Raw genomic sequence first — 25561 nt, forward strand, 5'->3', positions numbered from 1 at the left:
CTTGCTCACACCTTCCACATAAGTATGCCGGACCAAGAGGAGTGACAAAAATAGAACAATCACTCGCTACCGAGTTCTATTTTTCTAAACCTTCGAAAAGAGTAAAAACCCGGGTCAGTTCGTGAGTTCGACCTGCTTGAGGAACGGTCCGCCGATGGGTGCGACGACGAAGTTCTCGACGTTCGAGCCGATTCCCCGAAGTTCCTTGGCGTGGTCCATGAACACCCACGGAGCCTCGTCGTGGGCAATCTGGGCCGCCTGTTTGTACAGGTCGGCTCGCTCCTGCTGGTTGTACGTCTTCTGGGCCTGCTCGGTGACGTTCATGAACTCGGTGTTGGCCCACGCCGCCACGTCGAGCGTGTTGAGGCCCTCGGTATCCCAACTCACCCAGTCCTGCCCTTGGGGCACTTTGTCCTGCGAGACGCCGGGGTGGAGCAGGGCGTAGTAGAAGTTGTCCGGGTCGGCGTTGTCGGTCATCCACCCGAGGAAGCAGGCGTCGTGCTTCCCGGAACTGGTGTAGTTCAGGAAGGGGTTGAACGGCTGTTGGTTGATGTTGACCGTGATGCCGACCTGCTGGAGGTTCGACTTGACCGTCTGGGCCGCCTGAATCGGCGACGGGTTGTACGGCCGCGGGTTCTGGAACGTCGCCAACTCGAAAGTGAACCCGTCGCCGTAGCCCGCCTCGTTCAGCAACTGTTGGGCGCGCTGCGGGTCGTGCGGGTACGGGTCCAACTCCTCGTTGTAACCCAAGACGTTCGACGGGATGGGTTGGCTCGCCGGCACCGCGATGCCCCGGAAGATGGTGTTGACGATGGCCTGCGTGTTGATGGCGTAGCTGATGGCCTGTCGGACCTTCTTGTTCCGGAAGGCTTCGACCCGCGCCATGTTGAACGCCAGGTACCCGATGTTGATGCCCTGCTTCTCCAGCAGTTCGGCGTTCTGAGACTGGTCCACGATTTGGGCGGCCTGCGCGCCCAACCCGTCGATGATGTCCGCGCCGCCCGAGACGAGCGTCTGGGCTCGGGTCGTATTCTTGCCGATGGCCGTGAACACGACTTCGTTCACGCTCGGCACCTGCCCCCAGTAGTTCTGGTTCGCCGAGAGTCGGATGCGCTGGTTGCCTTGGTCCCAGTTCTCGAAGACGAACGGACCCGTCCCCATCGGGTTCGTGCTGAGGTCGGTGCCCCGCTGCTGTATCGCCTGCTCGGACAGCACGCTCGACGCGAACATGGCGAGGTTCCGGAGGAACGGCGCGTAGCGCTGTTCCAACTGGATGGTCATTTCGTAGTCGCCGTTCTTCTGGATGCCGCTGACCCAGTTGCCCAACGTGAACGGACCGTACGACGAGACGTACTCGTCGCCCGGATAGTACTCGTAGTTCGAGTCGGTGAACCGCCGATACGTGGCGATGAAGTCGTCCACGGTACACTCGTTGCCGTTGTGGAAGGTCGCGCCCTCCCGCATCGTGACCGTGGCTTGCTGGCCTTCGAGCGTCCACTCGGTCGCCAGTCCCGCGACGAGTTGCGACGTTCCCGGCTTGAACTCGATGAGTCGGTCGTATATCTGGTTGGTGACCTTCACGTCCTCGCCGCTGGTCGTGTTCTGCGGGTCCAACGTTCCCGAGTCGTTCCCGCGGGCGTACGTGAGCGTCCCACCGCCCTGTTGTTCGGTCCCCTGCTGTGCGTCCTCCGCGCTCCCGGTATCGACGTAGCCCGCGACCGACGCCGACGCGGCCGCCCCACCGGCCGCCTTGAGCAGGCTCCGCCGCGAAACGGATGTGTCGTTTGAAGTCATCCAACGATACCAATCGATGATTTAGAATATAAGAATGCGGGACCGCATTGAAGAATCGTTAGATTAGTTCAAAACTCCTACCGGTGTGCAACCAGTTCCGCCCGCTCTCACGAACTGCCTCGCAGACGACTGCAAAACTCGCGGCAGAGGAAACCCCGGAGCCGATGGCGAGGGGTACTCTCCACGAGGTCCGAGGAGCACGGGAGGCCGTCGCCGGAGCGGAGAAAAGAGAGCTACTGCGGTTGGTCGTAGAGGTGGCAGGCCGCGGGGTGGGCCTCGTCCTGTAACACCGGGTCCTTCCGCTCGCAGACGCTCTCGAAGTGGTCGCGGAGCAGCGACTCGGCGGCGGCCCAGTCGCCCGACGCGAGGTAGTCGAACGACTCGGCGACGAGTTCGCGCGGTCGGCCCGACGGTTCCGCGTCGAACAGGCGGTCCCAGAGGACGGCTTTGAACGCGGCGGGCGAGGCGTCGGGTCTCCCGCCGTCCGCGGCGGTCGCGGTCTCGGTCCGGGCGACGTCGCCGCCCGCGGCTTCCTCCCACGTCGCGTCGAGGTCGATGGCGCGGCTCTCGACGCGCTCGCGGTAGTCCATAATCTGGCGGTACGCGTCCTGTTCGACGTCGAGGTCCTCCGGCGGGATGATTTGGGGACATCGCGTCCGGAAGTGACAGCCGGAGGGCGGGTCGATGGGCGATGGCACGTCGCCTTCGAGGATGACCCTGTCCTCGGTGTCGGACCGCGGGTCGGGTTCCGGAATCGCCGACAGCAGCGCCTGCGTGTAGGGGTGTTTCGGGTCGGAGAACAGTTCGTCGGTGTCGGCGACCTCCACGATCTCGCCCAGATACATCACCGCGATGCGGTCGCAGATGTGGCGGACGACGCTCAGGTCGTGGGCGATGAACAGGTAGGTCAGCCCGAACTCCTCTTGGAGGTCCTCCAGCAGGTTGAGAATCTGGGCCTGCACCGACACGTCGAGCGCCGACACCGGTTCGTCGGCGACGATGAAGTCCGGGTCCACCGCCAGCGCGCGGGCGATGCCCACGCGCTGGCGCTGCCCGCCCGAAATCTCGTGGGGGTAGCGGTCGTACTGGCCCTCTTCGAGACCGACGGCCTCCATCAGTTCGGCGACGCGATTCCGGCGCTGTTGCTTCTTGGACATGTCCCCCTCGGGGTCCTCCTCGGGCAGGTCGTGAATCTTGAGGGGTTCGGCGATTATCTGACCCACCGTCATCCGCGGGTCGAGGCTGGAGAGGGGGTCTTGGAAGATCATCTGCATGTCCTTGCGCTTGTCGCGCAACTGCTCGCGGTCGAGGCCCGAGAGGTCGGTGCCTTGGAACACGATGCGGCCGTCGGTCGGGTCCTCGAGGTGGAGCAGGGTCCGCCCGGCGGTCGATTTCCCACAGCCCGATTCGCCGACCAGTCCGACCGTCTCGCCCTCGTAGATGTCGAAGTCCACGCCATCGACGGCTTTGACGCTCTCTACCTCGTCGGCGAGCCACTCGTCGAGCAGGCCGTCCGCGCGCGAGAAGTGCTTCTTCATCCCCTCGACTTCGAGGAGGCGGTCGCCCACGTCGTGGTCGCGGGTCGTCATCGTCTCGAACTCCTCGCCGTACTGGCTCTCGTCGAACTCTTCGAGGACGCACTTCGCGCGGTGGTCCACCTCCTCGGGCCCGTGCTGGAGGTTCGGAATCTCGCCCTCGGTACACTCGGGTTGCGCCCACGGGCACCGGGGCGCGAAGTGACAACCCTGGGGCATATCGATGAGGTCCGGGACGTTGCCCTCGATGGGCGTCAGGCGCTCTTTGTCCTCCTGCGGGATGGATTCGAGCAGCGCGTAGGTGTAGGGGTGGCTCGGGTTGTGGAAGATTTCGTCCACGGGACCGACCTCCACGATGTCCCCGGCGTACATCACGGCCACGCGGTCGCAGGTCTCGGCGACGACGCCGAGGTCGTGGGTGATGAAGAGGACCGACATCCCCAACTCGTCCTGCAGGTCGTTCATCAGGTCGAGAATCTGGGCCTGAATCGTCACGTCGAGCGCCGTCGTCGGCTCGTCGGCGACCAGCAGTTTGGGCTGGCAGGCCAGCGCGATGGCGATGAGGACGCGCTGGCGCATTCCGCCCGAGAACTCGTGGGGATACTCCTCGACGCGCTCGGTCGGTTCCGGGATGCCGACCTCTTCGAGCATGCCGATGGTGTCCTGCAGAATCTCCTCGTCGATGTCCTTTCCGCCGAGGCTCGGCGCTATCTCCCGGACCGCGTTCCACCACGAGTCCTTCCGGCGGCCGCCGTACTGGTGGAGGCGCAGGCTCTCGGCGACCTGCTCGCCCACGGTCAGCGCGGGGTTGAGCGAGGTCATCGGGTCTTGGAAGATCATGCTGACCTCGCCGCCCCGAATCTCGCGCATCGGGTCCTCCGGCGTCGAGAGCAGGTCCACGTACCCCTCGTCGGGGAACACGAAGTCCCCGACGCCCGAGGGGTACCGCTCCGCGAAGTCGGCGGTCAACTCCTCGTGGTAGAAGGCGGCCTCGCCGTCCGCGATTTCGCCGGGGTCGTCCACCAACTGCATCAGCGAGAGCGCGCTGACGCTCTTGCCCGACCCGGACTCGCCGACCAGACCGACCGTCTCGCCCTCCCGAATGGTGAGGTCGAAGTCGTCCACCGCCTCGACCACACCTCGTTCGGTGTTGAACTGCGTCCGCAGATTTGAGATTGACAGTAAGTCACTCACAATTACGCGAAAGTGGTGCGTCCGCTGGCAAATAGCTTTCCACTTTTCCAGCGGACGCGACCGTGGGGCGGCGAGCGGTCGAGAGACTACGGGTCGCTGTCGATGTCAGTGAACTCGAACCGTGCCCCACCACCGGCGCTCTCCGTCACCTCGTACTCCCAACCGTACACCTCGGCGAGTTCGCTGACGAACGCTAGTCCTAGTCCGGTCCCTTCTTGCCCGGAGGTAGTCGTGTATCCCGCCTCGAACACCGTGTCTCGGTTCTCGGCCGGGATACCGGACCCGTCGTCCGCAACGTAGAATCCGCCGGCAGTTTGCTTCGCTCCCTGCCGAGCCTCGTCTTCGCTCCGCTCGGACGAGACGCCGACGGACTCGTCGGTCGAGTCTCCGTCCGCTTCGGTCTCGGGGCCGGGCGGAAGGTCGCCGACCGTGATGGTAACGTCGCTTCCGCCGTGTTCGACCGCGTTCTCGAGGAGGTTTCGGAACAGGTGCTGGACGTACGTCTCGTCGGCCTGTATCGTCTGGCCGACCGAAACTTCGAGCGTCGCCTCGGGAGCGTCCACGTCGTCCCACGTCTTCCGGGCCGCGTCCGCGAGTTCGACCGGCGTTCGCTCGCCGACGGCCTTGCGGCCGCGAGTCAGTACCAGCATGACGTCGATCATGTCCTCGATGCGGTCGAACGCCTCCGTGACGTACTCCACCGCGTCCGTGCCCGCGTCGTCGGGCAACTGCTGGCTGTATATCTGGCCGATGGTCACGGGATTGCGGAGTTCGTGGGCCAGCATGCTGGCGAACCTGTCGAGGCGCTCGGTCCGCTCCTCGAGTTCTCGCTCGCGTTCCACCTGTTCGGTGACGTCCTGAGCGAGACTCAGCCCGGCGAAGATGTCGCCGTCGGCGTCGCGCAGGGGTGCCGCCCACACTCGCCAGTCTCGACCGCCGAATTCGGTCGTCGTCTTGCCGGTTTCACCGTCCTCGACGGCGGCCCGAAACACCGGTTCGAGGTCCTCGACCGTCTCCGACGGGAAGATATCCGGCATTCGGTTGCCCTCCAGACGGTCCGCGCTCGGTAGGGTCTCGCCCAAGACTTTCCCCTCGGCCAGGGTGTAGCGGAGTTCGTGGTCGTACACCCCGACCGCTCCGTTCGGGAAGTTCTCGGTGAGCGTCCGATACCGCCGCTCGGACTCTTCGAGCGCTCGCTCGCGCCGTTTCCGCTCGGTGATGTCGCTCGCCATCCCGATCCACTCCTCGATTTCACCGTCTTCGTCGAGCATCGGCACCGCGCGCGAGAACGTCCAGCCGACGTTCCCGTCGTCCCGCTCCACCCGGTGTTCCAACTCGAAGATGCCCTTCGTCCGGATGGCCTCGTCGATGGCCTCCCTGACTCGCGGCTGCTCGTCCGGATGGATGTACTTGTCGAGCCAGTTGCTGGTCGATTCGTCCGTGTCGGCGAGGAACTCCTTGCCCTCGAGTTCGTGCATCTCGCTCCAGTCGGGGCTCATGCGATACACCACGTCCGAACTCGCGGTGACCAGCGCGCGGAATCGCTCTTTGCTCTTCTGGAGTTCCTCCTCGGCCTCCTTGCGCTCGGTGACGTCGCGGGTCGTCCCGGCGATGGCTTCGACTTCGCCGTCGTCGTCGAGTACCGGCGCGAAGATGTAGTCGTAGACGCGGCGGCCGAGTTCGGCGTGTGGGAACTCGACCTCACCGCGGACGGGTTCTTTCGTCTCGATGACCTCGTCGATTTCGCGCTCGTGCATCTCGGCGTGCCACGGCTCGTAGCCGATTTCCTCCAGCGTTTTCCCGATGGATTCCTCGAGGGTTCGGTCCCACATCTCCAGCACCGCGTCGTTGGCGAACGTGAAGTGGTAGTCGAGGTCGAAGGCGTAGACGAGGTCCGGCGTGCTGGAGACGATGGTCTCGTAGAGCCTCATCTGCTCTTCGGTCTCGGCTGTCACTCGCTCCAGCTCTGCCTCCGCTTCCTTGCGTTCGGTGACGTCGGCGGTAGCACCGAGTATCCGGACCACCTCGCCGTCGTCGTCGTACTCGACTTCGCCGCGGGACGACACCCACCGCGTGTCGCCGTCCGCGTTCGTAATTCGGTACTCGGTGGCGAACTCCCCAGTCTCCTCGACCGCCTCGTCGAGTCGCTCTCTCACTCGTTCTCGGTCCGCGTCGTGAACCGAGGCGAGGAACTCCTCGATTGGTGCGCCCCCGGTAGCCGTCGCCGGGTCCGCGTCGAAGGACGCGACGAGACACTCGTCCGCCGTCACGACGTTCTCCCGAATGTCCCACGTCCACGTGCCGACCAACCCGGCGGACGCGGCAGCTTCGAGTCGAGTTTCCGTCTCGGGAGACTCCCGTTCGCACTCGCCGCGCTGCTCGCGGTTCCGTCGTCGGTGGGATTCTCCGCGTGACTGATTCGGTCGCCCGCGGTCGGTGACTTCTCGAACGACACCGACGGTTCCCCCTCCCGCGCCGTCGGCTTCGAACGGGGTAACTCGCGCCTCGCAGCGAACGCGGCCGCCCTCGGCAGTCTGTACGACGAACTCGATTCGCTCGCTTGGGTCCGTCGGACTCGTGAGGAACTGCTCGGTCGTCGAATCGTCGTCGGCGAGTAGCAGAGAGACGTGTTCGCCGAGCAGGTCGTCGCGCGCGTAGCCCGTCAGTTCCACGACGGCGTCGTTGACCGCGGCGAATCGACCCTCGGCGTCGAGTTGGTAGATTCCATCGTCGATTACGTTCACGAGTGATCGATAGCGCCGGAGAGCCTCCGGGCCCTCGGCGTCCCCCCAAAACGCTGGGCCAGAAGCCCCCGCTCGTCCACTCATACGCCTAATCAGTAGCGTGCGCTAGATAAATCTTCATGTGGTCGGCGCGCTCGGAAAAGAGAGCGGCGTCCCTCCTGCGATTTACCGAAACAGTACGGACCAGCGTCGGAAAACTGCCTTCGTTCGCTAAGCCAACACGCACCATCCCACAGGCTCGAACGACCTCGAACCACCACCGACGCGCGGCGTCACCGAAGTTTAAGAGGCGTCCGGCAGTACCACCTGCCATGATAGATTCCGTCGTCATCGCCACCGACGGCTCGGAGAGCGTCACCCGTGCCGTGCGAGTCGCGCTCGACCTCGCCGAGCGATTCGACGCCGCGGTCCACGCCCTCTACGTCGTGGACACGGGCGAGGTCGATTCCTCGCCCGAGAAGCTGCGCGACGAGTTGCGCGACGCGCTCGAATCGCAGGGCGAGGCGGCCCTCGAAGCCGTCCGAAACCACGCCGACCGCGAGGTCACGACCGCGGTCCGCGAGGGTCGCCCGGCCGCCGAAATCACCGAGTACGCCCGCGAGTGGGACGCCGACGCGGTGGCGACCGGCACGCGAGGCCGCCACGGGGAGAACCGCTTTCTCATCGGGAGCGTTGCCGAGCGCGTCGTCCGGTCGTGTCCCGTCCCCGTGCTGACCGTCCGGCAGTTGGAGAACGGTGAGTAACTCGGCGACGCTCGCTCTCTCCGCCCTCGCGTGACAACCGAGGATTCTTCCGCGCTGGTCCCCCACGGAAAGGCATGAAAGACTGGGTCATCGACGACGACAACCTCTCTATCGAGCGCAAGTCCATCCTGCCCGGCGAGGGCTTCTTCGTGCCGGATTCGGTCGAGGAGGCCAAAGAGGAGGCCGAGGCCGAGGCCGCCCTGACCGGTGCCGAGGTCGCGGTCGTGGCCGACCCCGACGCCGACGGACTGGCCTGCACCGCGCTGGTCCGGGAAATTTACGGGGAGGCGGCGCTCATCGACGCCGGACCCCACGACTTGGAGGAAGCGCTCGAACGCGTCGCCGACTACAGCGAACCCGGCGCGCGAATCTTCGTCTGCGACCTTTGTCCCGACAGCTACGACGAGGTCGGCGAGTCGCTGGAGGCGCTGGTCGAACAGGCCGGCGACGTCCGGTGGTTCGACCACCACCAGTGGACCGACCCCGTGGACGAGGCGGTTCGCGAGGCGGGCGTCGAGTTGGTCGTCGGCGACAGCGACGAGGAGTGTACCGCCGACGTGGCGGTCCGGTCGCTGGACTACGACTTCCCGGACTACCTCGTGGAACTCGCGGCGGTCACGCGCGACCACGACCTCTGGATTCGGGACGACGAGCGCAGCGACGACCTCGCGGACTTCTCCTACTGGGCCGACCCCGAGGAGTACATCGAAGTGGTCGCCGAACACGGGGCTGACCTCCCCGCCGACATCGAGGAGTTCCTCGCGGAGATGCGCGTCGAGAAGGACGCGCTCATCGAGAAGGCGGTCGCCCGCGCCGACGTCGAGGAGATCGGCCCGTGGACGGTCGGCGTGACCTACGGCCGGTGTTCGCAGAACGAGGTCGCCGAGGAGTTGCGCCAGCAGGGCACCGACGCCGCGGTCGTCGTCAAGCCCTCCGGGAGCGCCTCGATTCGGGGCACCGACGAGTTCGAGCGGTGCCACGAGGTCGCCCGACAGGTCAACGGCGGCGGCCACCCGAAGGCCGCGGGATGTAAGCCCCGCATCTACGACGACATGCTCGACTACGCCCACCACTGGACGACCCGCGGCGCGGTCGCGAAGCAGGTCATCGTCGAGGCGTTCTGGCACGTCGCGCGCGACGTGGAAGCCGAGACGGCGGCGGCCGAGGAGGAACTGGACGAGGGCGACGAGGCCGGCGAGAACGACGAGAGCGACGAATGACGACCGGACTCCCCATCGACGCCGAGAAGCCGATCGTCGGCATGGTCCACCTCCCGCCGCTTCCGGGCGCACCGAAGTACTCCGGCGACTTCGAGGCGGTCCGCGAGAGCGCCCTCCGCGACGCCCGGCGACTCGAAGCCGGCGGCGCGGACGCGCTGCTGCTCGAAAACTTCGGTGACGCGCCGTTCTACCCAGACGACGTGCCCAAGCACGTCGTCGCGTCGATGACCCGCGTCGCGGCCGAGATTCGGGGGGAAGTGGACCTCCCGATGGGCGTCAACGTCCTGCGGAACGACGCCGCGGCCGCGCTCTCGGTCGCGGCCGCGGTCGGGGCCGCGTTCGTCCGCGTGAACGTTCACTCGGGCGCTCGCGTGACCGACCAAGGCGTCGTCGAGGGGCGGGCCCACGAGACGGTCCGCCTGCGCGAGCGCCTCGATTCGGACGCCGCCGTCCTCGCGGACTTGGACGTGAAGCACTCCGCACCGCTGGCGGAGCGACCCATCGACGCCGAGGCCGTCGCCGAACCGGTCGAACGCGGCCTCGCGGAGGGAATCGTCGTCTCCGGCGCTGGCACGGGCCACGAGGTCGGCGTCGACCGCCTCCGGGCGGTCGCCTCGGCCCGCGACGAGGCCGGACTCGACGCGCCGATTCTCCTCGGAAGCGGCGTGACGGCCGCGAACGCCGCGGACCTCCTGTCGGTCGCCGACGGAGCCATCGTCGGCACCGCGCTGAAGGAGGGCGGCGAGACGACGAATCCCGTCTCGGTGGAGCGCGTCGAGCGGGTCGTGGAAGCGGTCGAAGAAGTCCGGTAGCGCGAATCTATCCCTCGATTCGTCACCGCGAATCGAGGAAGTCGAACACGTCGTCCTCGGTCGGCAGACCGCCTCTCGCGGTCTCGGCGGTGCAGTTGAGCGCCGCCGTCGCCGCGGCGAATCGCCCGGCCTCGCGGGGACCGCGGTCGCCGAGGAACCACGCGTGGAGCAGGCCCGCGGTGAAGGCGTCGCCCGCGCCGGTCGTGTCGGCGGTCTCGACCGCGAAGGCGGGAACGTCGAGGACGGTCCCGTCGTCGGTCAGCAGGAGGGCGCCGTCGGTCCCGCGGGTGACCGCGGCCCGGCGGACGCCTCGCTCGCGGAGCGTCTCGATTGCGCCGCGGGGGCCTTCGCCGAGGTACGACCGCGCGGAGACCGCGTTGGCGACGAAGCAGTCGCAGACCGGTAGGAGCGCGTCGAGCGTCTCTGGGCGGGTGGCCCGGTCCTCCAGTTCCGAGAGGGGCCCCGCGAGGTCGAAGACCAGCGGCGGGAAACCGTCGCCGTCGTCGCGCTCGGCGTCCTCGACCAGCGCGGAGACCACCGGGTCGGGCGCGTACGCGCTGGTGAACGCGAGGTCGGCGCGCCGGACGTACTCGCGGTCCGCGTCGCTCAGTCGGAGGTTCGGCACGGCCTCGCCGCCGTTGACTATCATGCGCTCGCCCTCGGGGTCGCGCAGAATCATCGAGTAGGTGGTGCGCTCGTCGGGGTCGCCCCGGCGGACCCGGCGGGCGTCCACGGCGCGCTCGCGGAGGTCGGCCAGAATCCGGTCGGCGGCCTCGTCGTCACCGAGTCGGGAGACGACGCCAGTCTCGCGCCCCAGTCTAGCGAGTCCCGCCGCGACGTTCGCGGCGACGCCGCCGGTCGCGGTCGCCTCGTCGCGGACGAACGCACCGCCGTCGGGTTCCGGCAGGTTGGTCAGGCCGTAGATGCGGTCTTCGACCGCGCTCCCGACCGCCACCGCGTCGAGGCGCGCCGAGTCCGCCCGGGCGTCGAAGTCACTCATCGACGCTATCGAGACGCCGCGGGATGAAACCGCTTGCGACGCGGGTCCCGCGGCCCTGTTACGACGGCGCTCGGAACTCGTAGGAACGGTCGCCGTTCTCGACGCGCACGGCCCCGCGGTCGTGGTCGAAGTAGAGCACCTCGACCTCGCCGTCCTCGAAGTCGTGGAGCGGCATCTCCGCCGAGACGCGACCGTCCCTCGTGACGAGGAAGGTCGCGTTCCCCACCGTGATTTCGATGCCCTCGTCGCTCTCGGACACCTCGCCGTCCTCCGCGAGTTCGCGGAGGTGTTCGGTGACGTCGGACCAGTCCCCGACGGGGACGCGCTCGTAGTCGTCCATGGCGGGCCTGCGATACTGAGCGGCAAAACGGCTTGGGCCGGCGAAGACTCTCGATAGATGTCTCTCGTCCTCGAAACCGAACGTCGGCCGGAATCGAACGCCGGCCAGAAGAGCAGTCTGGGTCTACTCGGCCTCGCCGGCGACCCACTTGTCCGAGTACGCGGTCCCGCAGTCGCAGTACGAGTAGGCGTGAATCACGTCGCCCTCGGCGTAGAGGTCGCCGACCTCCTCGTTCTGTTCCTCGGCGAAGGCGAAGACGAACTCCGCGTCGCCGTCGCACTCGGGGCAGTCGCCGCCCGAGAGGTCCCGCGCGATGGCGCCCTCGGTGCCCATCGCCTGCTTCGCGAAGCCCATCGCGTCCATGCCCGTCGCGGTCTTGAAGACGCTCCGGCCCTGGTCGCCCTCGACGACGAGGACGACGCCGTTCTCGACCGATTCGCCGTGCTTCGCCAGTCCGTCGCCGTCGCCCTCCACGAACGAGTCGGAGAGGAACAGCGCCACGTCCTCGGGGCGCTCGCCGCTGAGGAACTGCTCGCGTTTGCTCATACCGCCGGTAGGGAGAGCGAGGGGAAAAGGTCCGCGTTCTCGACGGGCGGCGAGTCGGGGGAGCGCGTTCCGTCGGGTCGGTCCGCTCGGTCGTCGTAACGACTCCTCAACAGTCGGTTTCGCCGTCTCTCCGAACAACTCGCTCTCGACTCCGACCCCCGACCAGCCACGATGAGAAACGTTACCCGGCGCGAACGACTACGACGACTCATGACCGAGGAGACGCCCGCAGACGACGACTTCGACGCCGAGGAGTGGCGCGAGCGACTCCAGTCCCACCGCACGGAGAAGGACGACTTCTTCGCCGACCACCCGCAGTCGCCCATCCCGCCCGAGGAGCGCGACGACTTCGAGAGCCTCGACTACTTCGACCCGGACCCGAAGTATCGCGTCACCGCCACGGTCGAAGTCCACGAGCGACCCGACCCCGTGGAGATGGAGGTCAGCGCCGGGCCGCCACAGCGCTATCTCCGAGTCGCCACGCTCCGCTTCGAGTTGGGCGCCGACGAACTGGAACTCGCGGGCTACCGCCAGCAGGCGGACGACGACGGCCTGTTCGTCCCGTTCCGCGACAAGACGACCGGCCAGCAGACCTACCGAGACGGCCGGTACATGGAGTTCGAGACCGAGGAGTTGGCGGACGGGAGCGAGATGGTGCTGGACTTCAACCTCGCGTACTCGCCGTTCTGCGCGTACAGCGAGACGTTCGCCTGCCCCCTCCCGCCCGAGGAGAACTGGCTCGACGCGGAGATTCGCGCCGGCGAGAAGGCGTAGCGACAGCCCGACGGGCGGCGCGGAGACGACCCGAGAACGAAACGGAGCGCGACGGACGGGCGAGAGCACGGCGACCGTCCGAGAGGGAGGCAGATTCTACGGGGGTTCGGCGAGGGTCGAACCGAGTCAGTGGACGGTTCGCTCCTCGGTCGTGACGAAATCGACGTTCGTGAACTCGAAGCGCGCGCCGCCCGCCTCGCTCTCGGTGAGGGTGCAGTCCCAGCCGTACGTCTCGGCCAATTGCGAGATGAACGTCAACCCGAGACCGATGCCGTCGGCGTCCGTGGTGTGTCCCGCCTCGAACACCGCGTCGCGCTCGTGTTCCGGGATGCCCACTCCGTCGTCCGCGACGTAGAAGCCGTCCGGGAGCGGGCCGACGGTTATCTCCACCGCCGACTCGGTGTGTTCGACGGCGTTCTCGAACAGGTTTTCGAGCAGGTGGCGGAGGTGAATCGGGTCCGCCAGCACCGTCCGGTCGGTTTCGACGGCGAGTTCCGCGTGTTGGGGGTCGAGACTATCCCACGTCTCCGCGGCGACGTCGGAGAGCGAGACGGGTTCGGCGTGGATGGTCGCGTCCTCTCCGCGTGCGGTGACCAGAACGACCTCTATCATCTCCTCGATGCGGTCGAGCGCGGTTTCGACCTCCTCGACCGCCTTCGGGTCGCCGTCCGTGGCCGGTCCGAGGTAAATCTTCGCGATGGTCAGCGGGTTCTTGAGTTCGTGGGCGACCATTCGGGCGAAGTTCTCCAACTGGCCGTTCCGGCGCTGGAGTTGCCGGTTGTGTCGCTCGGCTTCCCGCCGCTGCGTCACGGCGCGGGCGTCGTTCACGCCGATGCCGAAACCGGCGGCGGTCCCGATGGCCGCCCCGAGCGTGAACGACCAGCGCGGGTAGGCGATGGTGACGCCGGGTTCGAGGTTGAGGAGTTCGATGACCCCGAGCGTGACGACGAATCCGGCGAGACACCACGTCACGACGCGCGGATACGTGTCCGAGTCGAGGTCGATTCGGGGGAGTCGAACCCCGCCGTACAACAGCACTGCTCCGGGACCGCCGACGAGAACGAAGTCGATGACGGCGGCGAGAATCGGTCTACCTGTAGCGACGACGAACCCCGCGCGAGCGACGGCGACCGCGACGTACAGTCCACCCAAACCGGCGACGATGCGTTCACCGCCCACCGTAGAGACGAACCGCGACCAGTACCCCATTACCGACCGTCTGTCGATATGGGAAGATAGGCATTTCGTCTGCTCGACAGTTGACAGTCGCGGCACCGCCGCCGAACTCCGAGGACTCGTCCCGGTCGGCTACGGCGCGACGCCGACGGTCAACAGCGTCCCGAACTCCCGGTAGCGTTCCACCATGTCCTCTCGCGACGCCCAGTTCTCGGTCGGGAACTCGTCCGCGTCGGGAATCTCGGTCTCACGGTCGGGCACGTTGTCCTGCTCGGCGACATGGAGGCCCGCGTCGCGGAACGCCTCGCGGTACTCGCTCGCCGACCAGCGAGTCATCTCCACGTCGATGTTGTCCTGCCACGCGTGGGAGTGGACGTTCTCCTCGTAGTAGTTCACCGCACAGAAGAAGGTGCCGCCGGGCCGGAGGACCCGCGCGACCTCCCGAAGGGCCTCGCGGGGGTCGCTCGCGTAGTAGAACGCCTCCATCGTGAAGACGTGGTCCACGCTGTCGTCGGCGAACGGCAGGTGGTCGAAGTCGCCGACGAGGAAGCCGACCCGCGGGTCGTCGGTGTACCCGGTCGCGTTGCGCGCCATCTCCGGCGAGCCGTCGAGTCCGTAGGCCCGGCCCGCGCCCTTGGTGTCCCGGAGCGCGCGGACGGCGTACCCGCTCCCGGTGCCCAAGTCCAGCACGGTGTCGCCCTCCTCCACGGGCATCCGGGCCAGCACGTTCTTCGCGGTGTTCCAGTGGCGGTCCTCCATCCCCTTGTCGCGGCCGTCGGCCGCCCAGTCGTCGAACTCCTCGCGGACGCTCATGGACGTGTGGAGGGAGTTGACCGACAAAACGGATTCGGAACGGGACCGCGGCGGGCCGAGCGGTCGCGGTCGCGGCGACCGCCCGCCGCGGCCCCGACGCCGGAACTATCGGGGGCGCGAGACGGGCACGAGGACCGCGAGGAGGGCACGGGGCTTTTACCCTCGCGGTGTGTCACGTCGCGTATGGTCGGACGAAAGAAGCGGTACGCGCTGGCCGACTCCGCCCAGCAGATCGTCGGCGGGTTCCTGCTGGCGGGACCGTTCGTCGTCACCGCGGAGGTGTGGGAACTCGCCGCGAACATGTCGAACGTCCAAGGCGCGCTCGCGGTCGTCATCGTCTTCCTCATCGGGTACGGCGCGCTCTACAAGGCCGACGACGACCGGGACCCCGACCGCGAGTCCGAGGTCGCGGGCGTTCCGACGCGGTTCGTCTCGCTGATGGTCGTCTCGTTCGGGTCGGTCGCCATCCTCGCGTTCGTCTTCGCGGCCCCCGAGACGTTTCTGGGCGGCCTCTGGCCGGCCGGGGAGGTCTCGATGAATCGCGTCACGGTCACGCTGAAGGCCATCTCGGTCGGAGCCATCTTCAGCGTCGTCGGCGCGGCCACGGCGGACAGCGTGTTCTGACGGAGTGCTTCCGACGACCCGACTCCCGCTCCCCGATTGCTTCGCCGAGCGGAATCCTCGCCGACGGTGGACCCGCATTCTTAAGTCGCCTGCACGTATTATCCGTGGATATGGATTATCAACTCGCCATCGAAAACACGCCCGAGACGATACCCGGTGGCACTGGCGTCCTCCTCCTGCATCCGAGTACTGGCGAAACGGACCGCATCGACACGGACTTCCTGAAGACCGACACCGACCACTTCCTCGTCATCTCGACGCGAACCACCGCCCGCGAGGTCAAGCAGAAACTCGACCACTACGACGTAGACGAGAGCAAGGCCGAGATTCTCGACACGCTGAGCATCGAACGCGGCTATTCGCGCCGAAGCACCGAGAACGTCCACTACGTCTCCTCGCCCGACGACTTGGAGGGCGTCCTCGACATCACCCGCGAGTTCCTCGAATCGACCGACGGCAAGCGCCGCATCAGCCTCGACTCCATCACCGAGATGGCCTACTACGCCGACGAGTCGCAGGTACGCGACGTGATTCGCCAAATCTTGGGTCTCCTGCGCGAACACGACGCGGTCGGCCTCTTCCACCTCTCGAAGGGCGTCCACGACGAGGAACACGTCGAGAAGTTCATGGGTCTGTTCGACGCCATCATCGACCTCGACCGCGACGGCGACGTGAACAGCGACTTCGAGAGCGTCTGAGGTCTCTGCGGGCGGGTTTCTCCGAAGACGGACTGCGATAGAGGAGTCGCTTCTGTCCCCGATTTCGCTCGATTCTCCCTCCGACGCGGTACCGTGCGGTCGCGGTGCGGTAGACTCCTTTTCGTCGGCGATAGCCGACTCCGACGAACCAACTACCCCGAATCGACCGAAAAACGAGCAAAACTACCGCTCGACCGGAAACGCTACGAAAAGAACTTCAGCAGGTCGTCCCGCTTAGCCTCGTGCAGATGCTCTTTCACCGCCTCGTTCAGCGCGTCGATGTTCCCGCGCTTGGCGCTGATGGGCGCAATCGTGTCCTGCCACTGCTTCCACGGCGGGTGCAGACCGAGGCGGTCGCACAGCTCGTCCAGTCGCTCGTCCTCGTCGTCCACCTTGTCCATCTTGTTGACCGCGACGACGACCGGAATCCCCACGTCCCGGAGGAAGTAGAACATCTCCACGTCGTAGGGAATCTCGTCCTCGCCCGAGTGACGGTCGATGATGTCCACCGCGCTCTTGCCGTCTACCACGAGGACGCCCACGAGGATGTCGTCGGCGTTGTCCTCGATGTACCGGACGATGTCGGTCTTTATCTGCTCGCGTTGCTCTTCGGGGACGCCCGACATGAAGCCGAAGCCCGGCAGGTCGCTCAGCACGAAGTCGTCGCTGGCCCAGTCGTAGTGGTTCGGCGAACGCGTGACGCCGGGCTTGCTCCCCGTGTCGAAGGTGTGGCCGGTGATCTCGCGCATCAGCGTGGACTTGCCGACGTTCGACCGGCCGACGAAAATTACCTCGTCGCTTCGGTCCGGGCGACTCTCGAACATGGGTGTCCTTTCGAGCGACGGGGTTTAACGGGTGTGATTCTGCGGAGTTCGGATTCGGACGTTACCGCTATCGAGCAGACGACGCGAATCTTGCTCGACAATCGAGCAGAAGGGAAGAGGATGCCAAACCGAGCAGAAGGTGAGGGGACACTAAATTGAGCAAGGGGTACGAGAGACGCTAGCTTCATGCTTGAGCATCGGAGTCACGGCGACCCCACCGCGACTGTACGCACTACAACCGCACCGCAACTGCGCCCCGTACCTCCCTGCCTGCGTCTGCGCTCGGACGCGGGCGCATCTCGGACACGGCCGAGCGCAGTCGCGGCGCGTCCTGCCGTCGGTGAAGATACGCGGTTCCGTAGTCGGTGAAGATTCCCTGTTCCGTGGTCGGCGAAGATACGCGCACCGAACCCTGCCGTCTCCCGAGTCCGGGACTCCGTGGGCACCCGCAAAACCGCCGGCGTCCGCGTGCCGCGGCTTATTTACCCCTTCCGTGCAATCTCAGAACGTATGCGGCTCGTGCAGGTTTCGATTCCGGCGGGCAAGCGAGAGTTGGTCGCCGACGTCCTCGACGAGGAGGGCGTCGATTACATGCTGACCGACGAGACCAGCGGTCGGGAGTACACCGCCATCGCGTACTTCCCGCTGCCGACCAGCGCGGTCCAGCCGATTCTCGATAAGTTGCAGGACGCCGGGTTGGGCGAGGACCCCCACGCGGTCATCATCGACGCCGAGACCGACACCTCCCGCCAGTATCAGGAACTCGAACGGCGATTCGCCGAGGAGAACGACAACCCCTCGACCATCGCCCGCGAGGAGATTCGGACCGAAGCCCGCGAGATGACCCCCGAGTTCCCGACGTTCGTGGCGATGACGGTCATCAGCGCGGTCGTCGCCACCGCGGGAATGCTGTTGGACTCCCCGGCGGTCGTCGTCGGGTCGATGGTCATCGCGCCGCTCATCGGGCCGGCGATGGGCGCGAGCGTCGGCACCGTCCTCGGCGACCGGCAACTGTTCCAGCGCGGCGTGAAGTACCAGTTCATCGGCGGCTTCGCGGCCATCGGGTCCGCGGCCGTCTTCGCGGTTATCGTGCGCTACGGTCTGCTGATTCCGCCGGGGACCGACGTTCTCGACATCTCGCAGGTAAGCGGGCGACTCACGCCCGACTTCCTCTCGCTCGCGGTCGCCATCGGCGCGGGCGCGGCGGGCGTCCTGAGCCTCGCCTCCGGCGTCTCGGTCGCCATCGTCGGCGTGATGATCGCCGCGGCCCTCGTTCCACCCGCCGCCGCGGTCGGCATCGCCATCGCGTGGCAACAGCCGCTCGCGGCGGTCAGTTCGCTGGTCCTCGTCCTCGTCAACATCCTCTCCATCAACCTCTCCGGACTGGTCGTCCTCTGGTATCTGGGCTACCGGCCGAAAAACTGGTTCACTCGGAACGAGACCCGGACGGCGCTGTTCAAGCGCATCGGCATCCTCGTCGTCCTCATCGGTCTTCTGTCGCTGTTCCTCGGCGGCGTCACCTTCACCAGCATCCAGAACGCCACCTTCCAGAACCAGGCCCAAGCGGAGGTAGAGAGCGTCATCGGCGAGACGGGGTCGCCCTACGAGGACGCCCGACTCTTCGGCACGGAGTTCAAGGCGGGCAGTACCCTCCCGTTCGACCGGTCCCGGCGGGTGGTCGTCACCGTCGGCAAACCGCCGGGCGAACAGTACCCCGACCTCGCGGAGCGGTTGAGCGAGCGCATCAACCGCAACACCGGCCACGAAATCGACGTGCAGGTTCGGTACATCGAGTACGACGACGACGACGACCCCGACACGCGGTCTGGGGAACGAGCGCCCGAGGGATAAGTCAAACCGTCGTTTCACTCATACAGAGCTTTTTGCCGACCGCCGTCGTACCGACGGTGCGATGTCCAGAAAGCTACTAGCGACGGTGGGGGTCGCGCTCCTGCTGGTGACGGCCGGGTGTGCGGGGAGCCTGAATCCGGCGGCGAGCGCGAACGCACAGACCGACCAAACGAACGGGACCGACCGGAGCGGAAACTCGACCATCAGCGTCTCGGCGTCCGGACAGGTCGAGGCCGAACCCGACCAGGCGGTGCTACAGGTCGCGGTCCTCGCCAGCGGCGACGACGCGAACGCGGTCCGCGAGCAGGTGGCCCAGAACGTGACCCGGATGCGCGAGGCGCTCCGGAACGCCGGTATCGCCGATGACCAGATTCGAACGGTGCAGTACAGCATCGACCAGCAGTACCGCGAGGAGAACGGTGAGCGCCGACCCGACGGGTTCCAAGGCGTCCACGCCTTCGAGATTACCCTCTCGAACGTGAGTCGCGCCGGACCCGTCATCGACGCGGCGGTCTCGAACGGGGCCGACCGAGTCCAGAGCGTCCAGTTGACGCTCTCGGAGGAGCGCCGCCGCGAGGTCCGCGCCGACGCGCTCCGGAACGCGATGGACAACGCTCGCGCCGACGCCGACGTCATCGCCGAGAGCGCGAACCTGACGGTCTCGGGCGTCCACACCGTCTCGACCGGCGACGTGGGATTCAGTTCCGTCCGGGCCGAGGCACTGACCGCACAGTCCGACGCCGGAACGCAAATCGAGTCGGGTCCCGTCACCGTCACCGCGCAGGTTTCGGTGACGTACAACGCGACCGGATAAGAGAGAGCGTCGCGCGAGCGACTGCGGTACGCAGTCGCTCGCACCGCACAACACCACGCCGTACGCCGCGCGTGGCGGCCTGAACTCTTTTCTTTTGGAATCCCGTGGCTCTCCTGTGCGCCTCATCCACGTCCTGATTCCGGCCGAGCGCCGCGGTCCGATTCTCGGCGCGCTCGACGACAAGGAGATAGACTACGCCGTCCTCGAAACCGACGAACGGACGAGCGAGGAGGTAATGGTCGAGTTTCCGCTCCCGAGCGACGGCGTCGGCGACGTGATGGACGCGCTCGAAGACGCCGGACTCGAAGAGGAGGAGTACACCGTCATGGCCACGGCGGAGACGGCCTCGACGCCCAACATGGAGCGGTTGCAGAACCGATACGCCGACGACTTCGACCCGCTGACCCGGAAGGAACTCCGGTCGAAGGTGCGGGACATGGCCCACGACCGCAACTCGTTCGTCTGGATGATATTCCTGAGCGCCATCATCGCCACCGCGGGGCTACTGCTCGACTCCCCGGCCATCGTCGTCGGGTCGATGGTCATCGCGCCGATGGTCGGGCCGGTCCTGACCGCGAGCGCCGGAGCGGTCACCGGCGACCGGCGGATGCTCGTGGACAGCATCAAGATGCAGGCGCTCGGGTTGGTCGTCGCCACCGTCAGTTCGCTGGCGTTCGGCTACCTCCTGAAGTCCTTCTCGTTCGTGCCGCAGTTGCAGATTACCGCGCTCGCTCAAATCAGTTCGCGCGTCGCGCCGAGTCTGCTCACGGTCGCGGTCGGTCTCGCCGCGGGGAGCGCGTCGGCGTTCGGCGTGACGACGAAGGGACCGACCTCGCTCATCGGCGTGATGATAGCCGCGGCGCTGATTCCCGCGGCGGCGACGACCGGCGTCGCCGTCATCTGGGGGTTCCCGGTCGTCGCGGCCGGGTCGCTGGTCCTGCTGCTCGTCTCGCTGGTCGGCATCAACGTCGCCGCGTTCGCCACGCTCTGGTATCTGGGCTACCGGCCGAACGGCTTCGACCGAAAGCTCTGGGCGGCCGAGAGTCGCAGGGAGGCCGCGATTCTCGCGGTCTCGGTGCTGGCGGTTCTCATCGTCGTCGTCGGGGCGAGTTACGGCACCTACCAGCAGATTACCTACCAGCGGACCATCAATCAGGAGGTGAGTTCGGTCCTCGACAACTCGGCGTACAACAACCTCACCTACGTCTCGACCAACACCGAGTACGCGTTCACCGGCGGGCGGTTAGAGTCCGAGTCCGTGACGGTCACGGTCAGTCGCACGTCCGACCGCGAGTACCCGCAACTGGCGACCCGGCTTCAGCGGCGCATCGACGCCGCGACCACTCAGAACCCCTCGATCCGGGTCCACTTCGTGGACTACGAGGTCGCCAACTCGTCGCAGGCGTCGCTTTCGGGGCCGCGCTCCGGAGACGCTACCGGCCTGAGAAACGGCGCTTAGACCGTCTACCGAGAGGACGCGATGCCTCCTACTCGCCGTCCTCGAAGGGCAGTTCCGGTTCGTAACCGGTCGCGTCCACCGCGGCGTCCAACACCTCGTCCACGTTCTCGCCGCTCTCGACGCTCATGTACGCGTCGGCGTCCACGTCCGTCGAGAGGTCCGACTTGTTGCAGACCGTCAGCACGTCGACGTCGCCGAAGCGGTCGGCGAGCGCGTCGCGGAGTTCGAGTTGCGCGTCGAGGGGGTAGCCGCAGTAGCCGCTCGCGTCCACGACGAAGACGATGGCGTCCGCGAGGTGGGTCAGCGCCGAGACAGCCTGATTCTCGATGTCGTTGCGCTCGTCCTCCGGGCGGTCGAGAAGGCCCGGCGTGTCCACGATTTGGTACCGGATGTGGTCCTTCTCGAAGTGGCCGACCCGGACGCCCTTCGTCGTGAAGGGGTACTCCGCGATTTCGTTCCGGGCGTTCGTGACCGCGTTGACGAACGACGACTTGCCGACGTTGGGGTAGCCCGCGACGACGATGGTCGGCTCGTCGGGGTCGATGTCGGGGAGTCGCCGGAGGTCCTGATGGGCCTGTCCGACCCGCAGGAGGTCGTCTTCGACCTCTTCTACGATGTCCGCGAGTCGGGCGAATCCCTGCTTGCGAATCTTGCGGTCGGCGTCGGCGTCGCCCGTGAGTTTGCCCTGGTACTCCCGACCGAGGTTGTGGGTCTTGCGACTCGCCCACTGAATCTCCGACAGGCTCTGGCGCAACTCGTCCACGTCCACGATGGCGTCGGCGAGTTCGTAGTAGAACGGGTGAACCTCGTCGAAGTCGGGCCACTCCGCCGCGACGTTCTGGAGGTTGTCGCTCAGGATGTTTGTGGCGGTCTGGAGCATCGACTGCTGGGCCTCCGCGCCGCTCTTGGCCCGTCCGGCCCGCGCGGCCCGCGAAAACGCCTTGTCGATGAGTTCCTCCGACGTGGGTGTCGTCGGTAGGCTCTCGAAAATCATAGAGATAGATAGGGTCTCGCGCCCTTAAAAGGCCGTCCATACGGGCGGAGTTCCGTGCGCGCTCTCGACCACCCACCCCTAAGTACCACTCGGTTTTACCACCCGATAAATGAGCCACGAAGACGCCCTCTCACAGACTGACACTCGCCGACCTGCCCCGGTCGAGAAACCGGTCGCGCTCACCGTCGCGGGGAGCGATTCGGGCGGCGGCGCGGGCGTGCAGGCCGACCTGAAGACCATCGAGGCCCACGACGTATTCGGAACGAGCGCGGTAACGGCCGTCACCGCACAGCACACCCGCGGCGTCGAGTCCACGCATATCTTGCCCGCCGCGGAGGTCGCGGCCCAAATCGACGCCGTGGCCGACGACTTCGACGTTCGGGCCGCCAAGACCGGGATGCTCGCCACCGCCGAAATCGTGGACCGCGTGGCCGGGCGCGCGGCCGACGCCGAGTTCCCGGTCGTCGTGGACCCCGTGATGGTCGCCACCTCTGGCGACCGACTGCTCGACGCCGCGGCCGAGGAGCGTTACGAGGACCTGATAGCAGAGGCCGCGCTCGTGACGCCCAACGCCGACGAGGCCGCGGTCCTGACCGACGTGACGGTCGAGGGGCGGGAGTCGGCGATAGCGGCGGGCGAGGCGCTGCTGGCGATGGGTGCCGACGCCGCGCTCGTGACCGGCGGGCACCTCTCGGACCGCTCGGAGGGTCAGGCGGGGACGGTGGAGGACGTGCTGGTGACGCCCGACGGGACCCGGACCCTCGAGCGTCCCCGCGTCGAGACCGCGGCGACCCACGGGTCGGGATGCACGCTCTCGGCCGCCGTCGCGGCACGACTCGCGCGCGGCGAGTCGCTACCCGAGGCGGTCGAGACGGGCGCGGCGTTCGTCGCGCGAGCGGTCAGGTACCACCTCGACGTGGGCGAGGGTCCCGGTGCGGTCCATCACGCGGTCGGGATTCGGGACCGCGCGGCACGGGAACCGACCGCCGAGGCCGTCCGCGAGGTCGTCCGGGCGTTCGTGGAGCGAGACGCGTCCGCCCTCGTGCCCGAGGTCGGGATGAACGTCGTCGGCGCGACGCCCTACGCCGAAGAGACTGGCGATACCGCGGCCGTCGAGGGCCGGATTACCCGGACGCTCTCCGGCGTGAAACCCAACCGCGGCGTGCGGTTCGGGGCGTCGAGCCACGTCGCGCGCTTCCTGCTCTCCTGCCGGGAGTTCGACCCCGACCTGCGGTTCGCCGCGAACTGCCGGTTCGATGCGGACGTGGCGGACGCGCTCGACTCGCTGGACTGGTCGGTCGCCGAGTACGACCGGGGAGCAGAGCCGGAGGGTGTGAAAGCGCAAGAAGGGTCCACGATGCAGTGGGGTGCGCGGCGGGCGTTCGAGTCGGTCGCGGGAACGCCTGTGGCGGTCGTGGACCGCGGCGAGGTCGGCAAGGAGTCGATGACGAAGGTGGTCGCTTCGGACGCGGACGAACTGGCCGAGCGCGTGCTGACGTTGCTGTCGGCGATGTAGCGGCCGAGGCGTGTCGGTGCTCAGACCGACGCTTAGGGGTCCGACGAGTCGTCCATCCAGTTGTAACACCGGAACTCCTCGGCATCGCCGTCGCCGGTCAGCATCTCTATCGGGATGAACCCCTTCCCACCCCGCGCGCCCACCTTCTCGCCGTCGGGGTCGTCGGCGACGAACATCGCCTTCGCGCGCATCTCGACGGTGAACTCGAACGCGCCAACGCCCGACTCGTCCGGGTCGAACGACGTCGAGACGCCCTCGGGCGCGACCCCGAGGGTGACGTACCCCTCCGGGGATTCGACCGCGACGTCGTGGCTTGCGAGGCCGCCGGCGAGGTCCTCGACCCACTCGCGTAGCTTGTCGCGGTCGAGGTCGGCGGCGAGGTCGAAGCTCCCGTCGGGGCCGACCTCGCCCTCCTCGAAGACGAACTCGGGGTACTGGAGGTCCTCGGGCGGGAGGCCGTGACCGTGGTCGTCCTCGGGGGTCTCGGAGCTCTCGCTGTCGGCCTCGGTGGCGTCGCTGTCGGCCTCGGAGCTCTCGCTGTCGCCTCCGGCACCGTCGGCGGGGTCGTCCCGTCTCGCTTCTTCGGCGTCCTCGTCGCTCATGCGTGCAGGCGCTCGCTTCGACCGCATCATCCTTGCGGCTTCGGCCCGAACGCGGGGCGTGGCCAACTCGGACGACGAGAGCGAGGACCTCCGGTCGCTCGTCGCGGACCTCCACGCCCGCCTCGAAGCCACCGCCCAACTGCCGGTCGAGGCGCGGGCGAGCCAGTGGCTGGGCGAGGCCGAGGCGGTCGTCGGGGACGCGGTCGGTCCCGACGTCCCCGAAGCGGTCGTCGAGAAGCGCGTCGGACAGGTCCAGATGCTGCTGTCGAACGTCGACTCGACCGGCAACGAGGCGGCCGACGAGCGCGTGTCTGCGGCCCGCGAACTGGTCGAAGAAATCGAGTCGCGATTTTAAGACGCCTGCATCATCTGGCGGCAGGACTCGGCGCAGTCGTCCAGCACGTCGGCGCAGACCTGACAGTGGTCGTGGTCGTGACGCCGACACTCCTCGGCGCACTCCTCGCAGGCCCCGGCGCAGGCCTCCGCGAGTTCGGCGCTGTAGTTGGAGTTGCGCGCCATGAACCGCGCGTGTTCGGTGGCGAGGTCGGCCACGTCCCGGCAGAGTCGGATGCACTTGGCCATGTCCATGTCCTCGTCGAGACACTCGTCGGCGCACCACTCGCAGGCCTGCATCGCTTCGAGGCAGTTGTCCATGCACTCCTCCTCGGTGTCGCTGAGGTCGAGTTCTGCTAGTGCCATCGCATCGAAACAACACGGTAGCGAGCGCCTTAGACTCGGTGGCTAAAAATCCGAGGCGGGAATGCGGCGTTTCGGGCCGGCCCGAAACGCCGCGTCCGCCGCCCGTCAGGCACCCATCTCGCTCCCCATCTCCGCGGGGTTCATCATCCCCTCCTTGACGCCGAAGCGGATGAGCAGGAGGTTGACGGGGTAGGCCGCGAGCAGGCCCATCGTCAGCGAGAAGACGAGGCTGGTCCAGAACAGCACGTCGCCCAGTCCGGCCTCGGCCGCCAGCCAGATGTCGGTGCTGATGGCGACGACCTCCATCACGGTGATGCTCGCGGTCTCCGAGTAGAAGGCGTCCCAGAGCGCCTCGCGCAGGCCGACGCCCTCCTGCATCAGCGGTCCGACCGTCAGCAGGTAGCCGAAGAAGTACGCCAGCGCGAACGTCAGGACGACCGTCCCGGTGGTCTTGAACGCGAAGAGACCGACGGCCATCGAGACGCCCAGCACCTCGCCGGTCCCGCACCCGGAGTAGCAGTGGCTCACCGACCGGAACCCCTTGCGCCAGAACGAGTCGTGGTCTATCTGGGTCCGGCCCGAGTACCAGTAGCCCACGAGTCCCAGCGGTCCGGAGTACAGCACGGTGAACCCCCAGACGAACTTCATGAGGCTCTTGAGTTCCGAGTTGTTCCGCCGGAGGTCCCAGCCGAGAATCCCGAGCGAGACGGCGACCACCACGCCCCACGCCGTGAGATACGTCGGGTTCGTCAGCACGTTCTGTAACGCCTGCTGGATTCCCATGGGTGA

24 protein-coding genes are annotated in these 25561 nt (G+C 67.0%); 11 read left to right on the plus strand and 13 right to left on the minus strand.

Features of this window, described 5'->3' with window-relative positions:
* Positions 1-114 precede the first annotated feature (114 nt).
* The 3 genes from M0R88_RS08625 to M0R88_RS08635 all read right to left on the minus strand — a co-directional run bounded on the left by M0R88_RS08625 (position 115) and on the right by M0R88_RS08635 (position 7351).
* Positions 115-1794, minus strand: coding sequence for an ABC transporter substrate-binding protein (locus M0R88_RS08625; protein WP_248656529.1), 1680 nt, complete (start codon positions 1792-1794; stop codon positions 115-117).
* A gap of 233 nt (positions 1795-2027) precedes the next feature.
* A complete protein-coding gene (locus M0R88_RS08630; protein WP_248656530.1) occupies positions 2028-4523 on the minus strand; it encodes an ABC transporter ATP-binding protein in 2496 nt (831 codons plus the stop codon).
* An 86-nt stretch (positions 4524-4609) separates the two neighbouring features.
* Complete coding sequence (locus tag M0R88_RS08635; protein WP_248656531.1) at positions 4610-7351, minus strand: sensor histidine kinase; 2742 nt, start codon at positions 7349-7351, stop codon at positions 4610-4612.
* 227 nt (positions 7352-7578) lie between these two features.
* On the opposite strand from M0R88_RS08635, the gene M0R88_RS08640 reads away from it, so the two are divergent.
* From M0R88_RS08640 to M0R88_RS08650, 3 genes are all read left to right on the plus strand, one after another.
* Positions 7579-8010 carry a universal stress protein gene (locus M0R88_RS08640; protein WP_248656532.1) on the plus strand — a complete coding sequence of 144 codons (432 nt, stop codon included), beginning with the start codon at positions 7579-7581 and terminating at the stop codon, positions 8008-8010.
* A 74-nt stretch (positions 8011-8084) separates the two neighbouring features.
* On the plus strand, positions 8085-9230 hold the full coding sequence (locus tag M0R88_RS08645; protein WP_248656533.1) for a DHH family phosphoesterase: 1146 nt from the start codon (positions 8085-8087) through the stop codon (positions 9228-9230).
* Positions 9227-10042, plus strand: coding sequence for a BtpA/SgcQ family protein (locus M0R88_RS08650; protein ID WP_248656534.1), 816 nt, complete (start codon positions 9227-9229; stop codon positions 10040-10042). The genes M0R88_RS08645 and M0R88_RS08650 overlap by 4 nt, the downstream gene beginning before the upstream one ends.
* 22 nt (positions 10043-10064) lie before the next feature.
* Here the strand turns inward: M0R88_RS08650 and M0R88_RS08655 are convergent, their stop codons facing one another.
* From M0R88_RS08655 to M0R88_RS08665, 3 genes are all read right to left on the minus strand, one after another.
* Entirely contained in the window at positions 10065-11042 is a 978-nt protein-coding gene (locus M0R88_RS08655) for a carbohydrate kinase family protein (RefSeq protein ID WP_248656535.1), read from the minus strand.
* A 58-nt stretch (positions 11043-11100) separates the two neighbouring features.
* Positions 11101-11382, minus strand: a complete 282-nt coding sequence (locus M0R88_RS08660; RefSeq protein WP_248656536.1) for a hypothetical protein — start codon at positions 11380-11382, stop codon at positions 11101-11103.
* A gap of 123 nt (positions 11383-11505) precedes the next feature.
* A complete protein-coding gene (locus M0R88_RS08665) occupies positions 11506-11928 on the minus strand; it encodes a DUF5807 family protein (protein WP_248656537.1) in 423 nt (140 codons plus the stop codon).
* Between the two features lie 210 nt (positions 11929-12138).
* Here M0R88_RS08665 and M0R88_RS08670 point away from each other — a divergent pair, with 210 nt between their 5' ends.
* Entirely contained in the window at positions 12139-12702 is a 564-nt protein-coding gene (locus M0R88_RS08670; protein WP_248656538.1) for a DUF1684 domain-containing protein, read from the plus strand.
* Positions 12703-12828: 126 nt separating this feature from the next.
* Here the strand turns inward: M0R88_RS08670 and M0R88_RS08675 are convergent, their stop codons facing one another.
* Together M0R88_RS08675 and M0R88_RS08680 are read right to left on the minus strand one after the other, a co-directional pair.
* The gene (locus M0R88_RS08675) at positions 12829-13911 is read right to left on the minus strand and encodes a sensor histidine kinase (protein ID WP_248656539.1); all 1083 of its coding nucleotides are present in this window, start codon (positions 13909-13911) and stop codon (positions 12829-12831) included.
* Positions 13912-14010: 99 nt separating this feature from the next.
* On the minus strand, positions 14011-14691 hold the full coding sequence (locus tag M0R88_RS08680; RefSeq protein ID WP_248656540.1) for a class I SAM-dependent methyltransferase: 681 nt from the start codon (positions 14689-14691) through the stop codon (positions 14011-14013).
* 183 nt (positions 14692-14874) lie between these two features.
* On the opposite strand from M0R88_RS08680, the gene M0R88_RS08685 reads away from it, so the two are divergent.
* Entirely contained in the window at positions 14875-15315 is a 441-nt protein-coding gene (locus M0R88_RS08685; protein ID WP_248656541.1) for a DUF2391 domain-containing protein, read from the plus strand.
* Between the two features lie 110 nt (positions 15316-15425).
* A complete protein-coding gene (locus M0R88_RS08690; protein ID WP_248656542.1) occupies positions 15426-16013 on the plus strand; it encodes a DUF7090 family protein in 588 nt (195 codons plus the stop codon).
* Positions 16014-16216: 203 nt separating this feature from the next.
* On the opposite strand, the gene engB is transcribed toward M0R88_RS08690, so the two are convergent.
* Positions 16217-16837, minus strand: a complete 621-nt coding sequence (gene engB / locus M0R88_RS08695) for a GTP-binding protein EngB (RefSeq protein WP_248656543.1) — start codon at positions 16835-16837, stop codon at positions 16217-16219.
* Between the two features lie 510 nt (positions 16838-17347).
* Between engB and M0R88_RS08700 the strand changes: the two genes are divergently transcribed.
* From M0R88_RS08700 to M0R88_RS08710, 3 genes are all read left to right on the plus strand, one after another.
* Positions 17348-18688: a TIGR00341 family protein gene (locus M0R88_RS08700; protein WP_248656544.1), complete on the plus strand. Its 1341-nt coding sequence runs from the start codon at positions 17348-17350 to the stop codon at positions 18686-18688.
* A 61-nt stretch (positions 18689-18749) separates the two neighbouring features.
* A complete protein-coding gene (locus M0R88_RS08705; RefSeq protein WP_248656545.1) occupies positions 18750-19502 on the plus strand; it encodes an SIMPL domain-containing protein in 753 nt (250 codons plus the stop codon).
* A 115-nt stretch (positions 19503-19617) separates the two neighbouring features.
* Positions 19618-20961 (plus strand): TIGR00341 family protein, encoded by a 1344-nt coding sequence (locus M0R88_RS08710; protein ID WP_248656546.1) that lies wholly within the window; start codon positions 19618-19620, stop codon positions 20959-20961.
* A 28-nt stretch (positions 20962-20989) separates the two neighbouring features.
* Here the strand turns inward: M0R88_RS08710 and M0R88_RS08715 are convergent, their stop codons facing one another.
* Positions 20990-21955, minus strand: a complete 966-nt coding sequence (locus M0R88_RS08715; protein WP_248656547.1) for an NOG1 family protein — start codon at positions 21953-21955, stop codon at positions 20990-20992.
* A gap of 109 nt (positions 21956-22064) precedes the next feature.
* Between M0R88_RS08715 and thiD the strand changes: the two genes are divergently transcribed.
* Entirely contained in the window at positions 22065-23471 is a 1407-nt protein-coding gene (gene thiD / locus M0R88_RS08720) for a bifunctional hydroxymethylpyrimidine kinase/phosphomethylpyrimidine kinase (RefSeq protein WP_248656548.1), read from the plus strand.
* A 32-nt stretch (positions 23472-23503) separates the two neighbouring features.
* On the opposite strand, the gene M0R88_RS08725 is transcribed toward thiD, so the two are convergent.
* Positions 23504-24073, minus strand: a complete 570-nt coding sequence (locus tag M0R88_RS08725; RefSeq protein WP_248656549.1) for a hypothetical protein — start codon at positions 24071-24073, stop codon at positions 23504-23506.
* On the opposite strand from M0R88_RS08725, the gene M0R88_RS08730 reads away from it, so the two are divergent.
* On the plus strand, positions 24072-24428 hold the full coding sequence (locus M0R88_RS08730; RefSeq protein WP_248656550.1) for a DUF8152 family protein: 357 nt from the start codon (positions 24072-24074) through the stop codon (positions 24426-24428). The genes M0R88_RS08725 and M0R88_RS08730 overlap by 2 nt on opposite strands.
* Here M0R88_RS08730 and M0R88_RS08735 read toward each other — a convergent pair.
* Complete coding sequence (locus M0R88_RS08735) at positions 24425-24772, minus strand: four-helix bundle copper-binding protein (protein ID WP_248656551.1); 348 nt, start codon at positions 24770-24772, stop codon at positions 24425-24427. The two genes, M0R88_RS08730 and M0R88_RS08735, sit on opposite strands and share 4 nt — an antisense overlap.
* Before the next feature lie 105 nt (positions 24773-24877).
* A complete protein-coding gene (locus tag M0R88_RS08740) occupies positions 24878-25555 on the minus strand; it encodes a DUF4396 domain-containing protein (RefSeq protein WP_248656552.1) in 678 nt (225 codons plus the stop codon).
* Positions 25556-25561: the final 6 nt, after the last annotated feature.

Origin of the sequence: Halorussus gelatinilyticus (assembly GCF_023238445.1) — an archaeon.
GTDB classification, from domain to species: domain Archaea; phylum Halobacteriota; class Halobacteria; order Halobacteriales; family Haladaptataceae; genus Halorussus; species Halorussus gelatinilyticus.

Coding starts and splice junctions, on each gene's coding strand:
- M0R88_RS08635 (WP_248656531.1), bottom strand. CDS start 7,351: ATGAGTGGACGAGCGGGGGCTTCTGGCCCAGCGTTTTGGGGGGACGCC.
- M0R88_RS08685 (WP_248656541.1), top strand. CDS start 14,875: ATGGTCGGACGAAAGAAGCGGTACGCGCTGGCCGACTCCGCCCAGCAG.
- M0R88_RS08735 (WP_248656551.1), bottom strand. CDS start 24,772: ATGGCACTAGCAGAACTCGACCTCAGCGACACCGAGGAGGAGTGCATG.
- M0R88_RS08725 (WP_248656549.1), bottom strand. CDS start 24,073: ATGAGCGACGAGGACGCCGAAGAAGCGAGACGGGACGACCCCGCCGAC.
- M0R88_RS08730 (WP_248656550.1), top strand. CDS start 24,072: ATGCGTGCAGGCGCTCGCTTCGACCGCATCATCCTTGCGGCTTCGGCC.
- M0R88_RS08680 (WP_248656540.1), bottom strand. CDS start 14,691: ATGAGCGTCCGCGAGGAGTTCGACGACTGGGCGGCCGACGGCCGCGAC.
- engB (WP_248656543.1), bottom strand. CDS start 16,837: ATGTTCGAGAGTCGCCCGGACCGAAGCGACGAGGTAATTTTCGTCGGC.
- M0R88_RS08740 (WP_248656552.1), bottom strand. CDS start 25,555: ATGGGAATCCAGCAGGCGTTACAGAACGTGCTGACGAACCCGACGTAT.
- M0R88_RS08715 (WP_248656547.1), bottom strand. CDS start 21,955: ATGATTTTCGAGAGCCTACCGACGACACCCACGTCGGAGGAACTCATC.
- M0R88_RS08675 (WP_248656539.1), bottom strand. CDS start 13,911: ATGGGGTACTGGTCGCGGTTCGTCTCTACGGTGGGCGGTGAACGCATC.
- M0R88_RS08670 (WP_248656538.1), top strand. CDS start 12,139: ATGACCGAGGAGACGCCCGCAGACGACGACTTCGACGCCGAGGAGTGG.
- M0R88_RS08660 (WP_248656536.1), bottom strand. CDS start 11,382: ATGGACGACTACGAGCGCGTCCCCGTCGGGGACTGGTCCGACGTCACC.
- M0R88_RS08650 (WP_248656534.1), top strand. CDS start 9,227: ATGACGACCGGACTCCCCATCGACGCCGAGAAGCCGATCGTCGGCATG.
- M0R88_RS08625 (WP_248656529.1), bottom strand. CDS start 1,794: ATGACTTCAAACGACACATCCGTTTCGCGGCGGAGCCTGCTCAAGGCG.
- M0R88_RS08700 (WP_248656544.1), top strand. CDS start 17,348: ATGCGGCTCGTGCAGGTTTCGATTCCGGCGGGCAAGCGAGAGTTGGTC.
- M0R88_RS08640 (WP_248656532.1), top strand. CDS start 7,579: ATGATAGATTCCGTCGTCATCGCCACCGACGGCTCGGAGAGCGTCACC.
- M0R88_RS08705 (WP_248656545.1), top strand. CDS start 18,750: ATGTCCAGAAAGCTACTAGCGACGGTGGGGGTCGCGCTCCTGCTGGTG.
- M0R88_RS08690 (WP_248656542.1), top strand. CDS start 15,426: ATGGATTATCAACTCGCCATCGAAAACACGCCCGAGACGATACCCGGT.
- thiD (WP_248656548.1), top strand. CDS start 22,065: ATGAGCCACGAAGACGCCCTCTCACAGACTGACACTCGCCGACCTGCC.
- M0R88_RS08665 (WP_248656537.1), bottom strand. CDS start 11,928: ATGAGCAAACGCGAGCAGTTCCTCAGCGGCGAGCGCCCCGAGGACGTG.
- M0R88_RS08655 (WP_248656535.1), bottom strand. CDS start 11,042: ATGAGTGACTTCGACGCCCGGGCGGACTCGGCGCGCCTCGACGCGGTG.
- M0R88_RS08645 (WP_248656533.1), top strand. CDS start 8,085: ATGAAAGACTGGGTCATCGACGACGACAACCTCTCTATCGAGCGCAAG.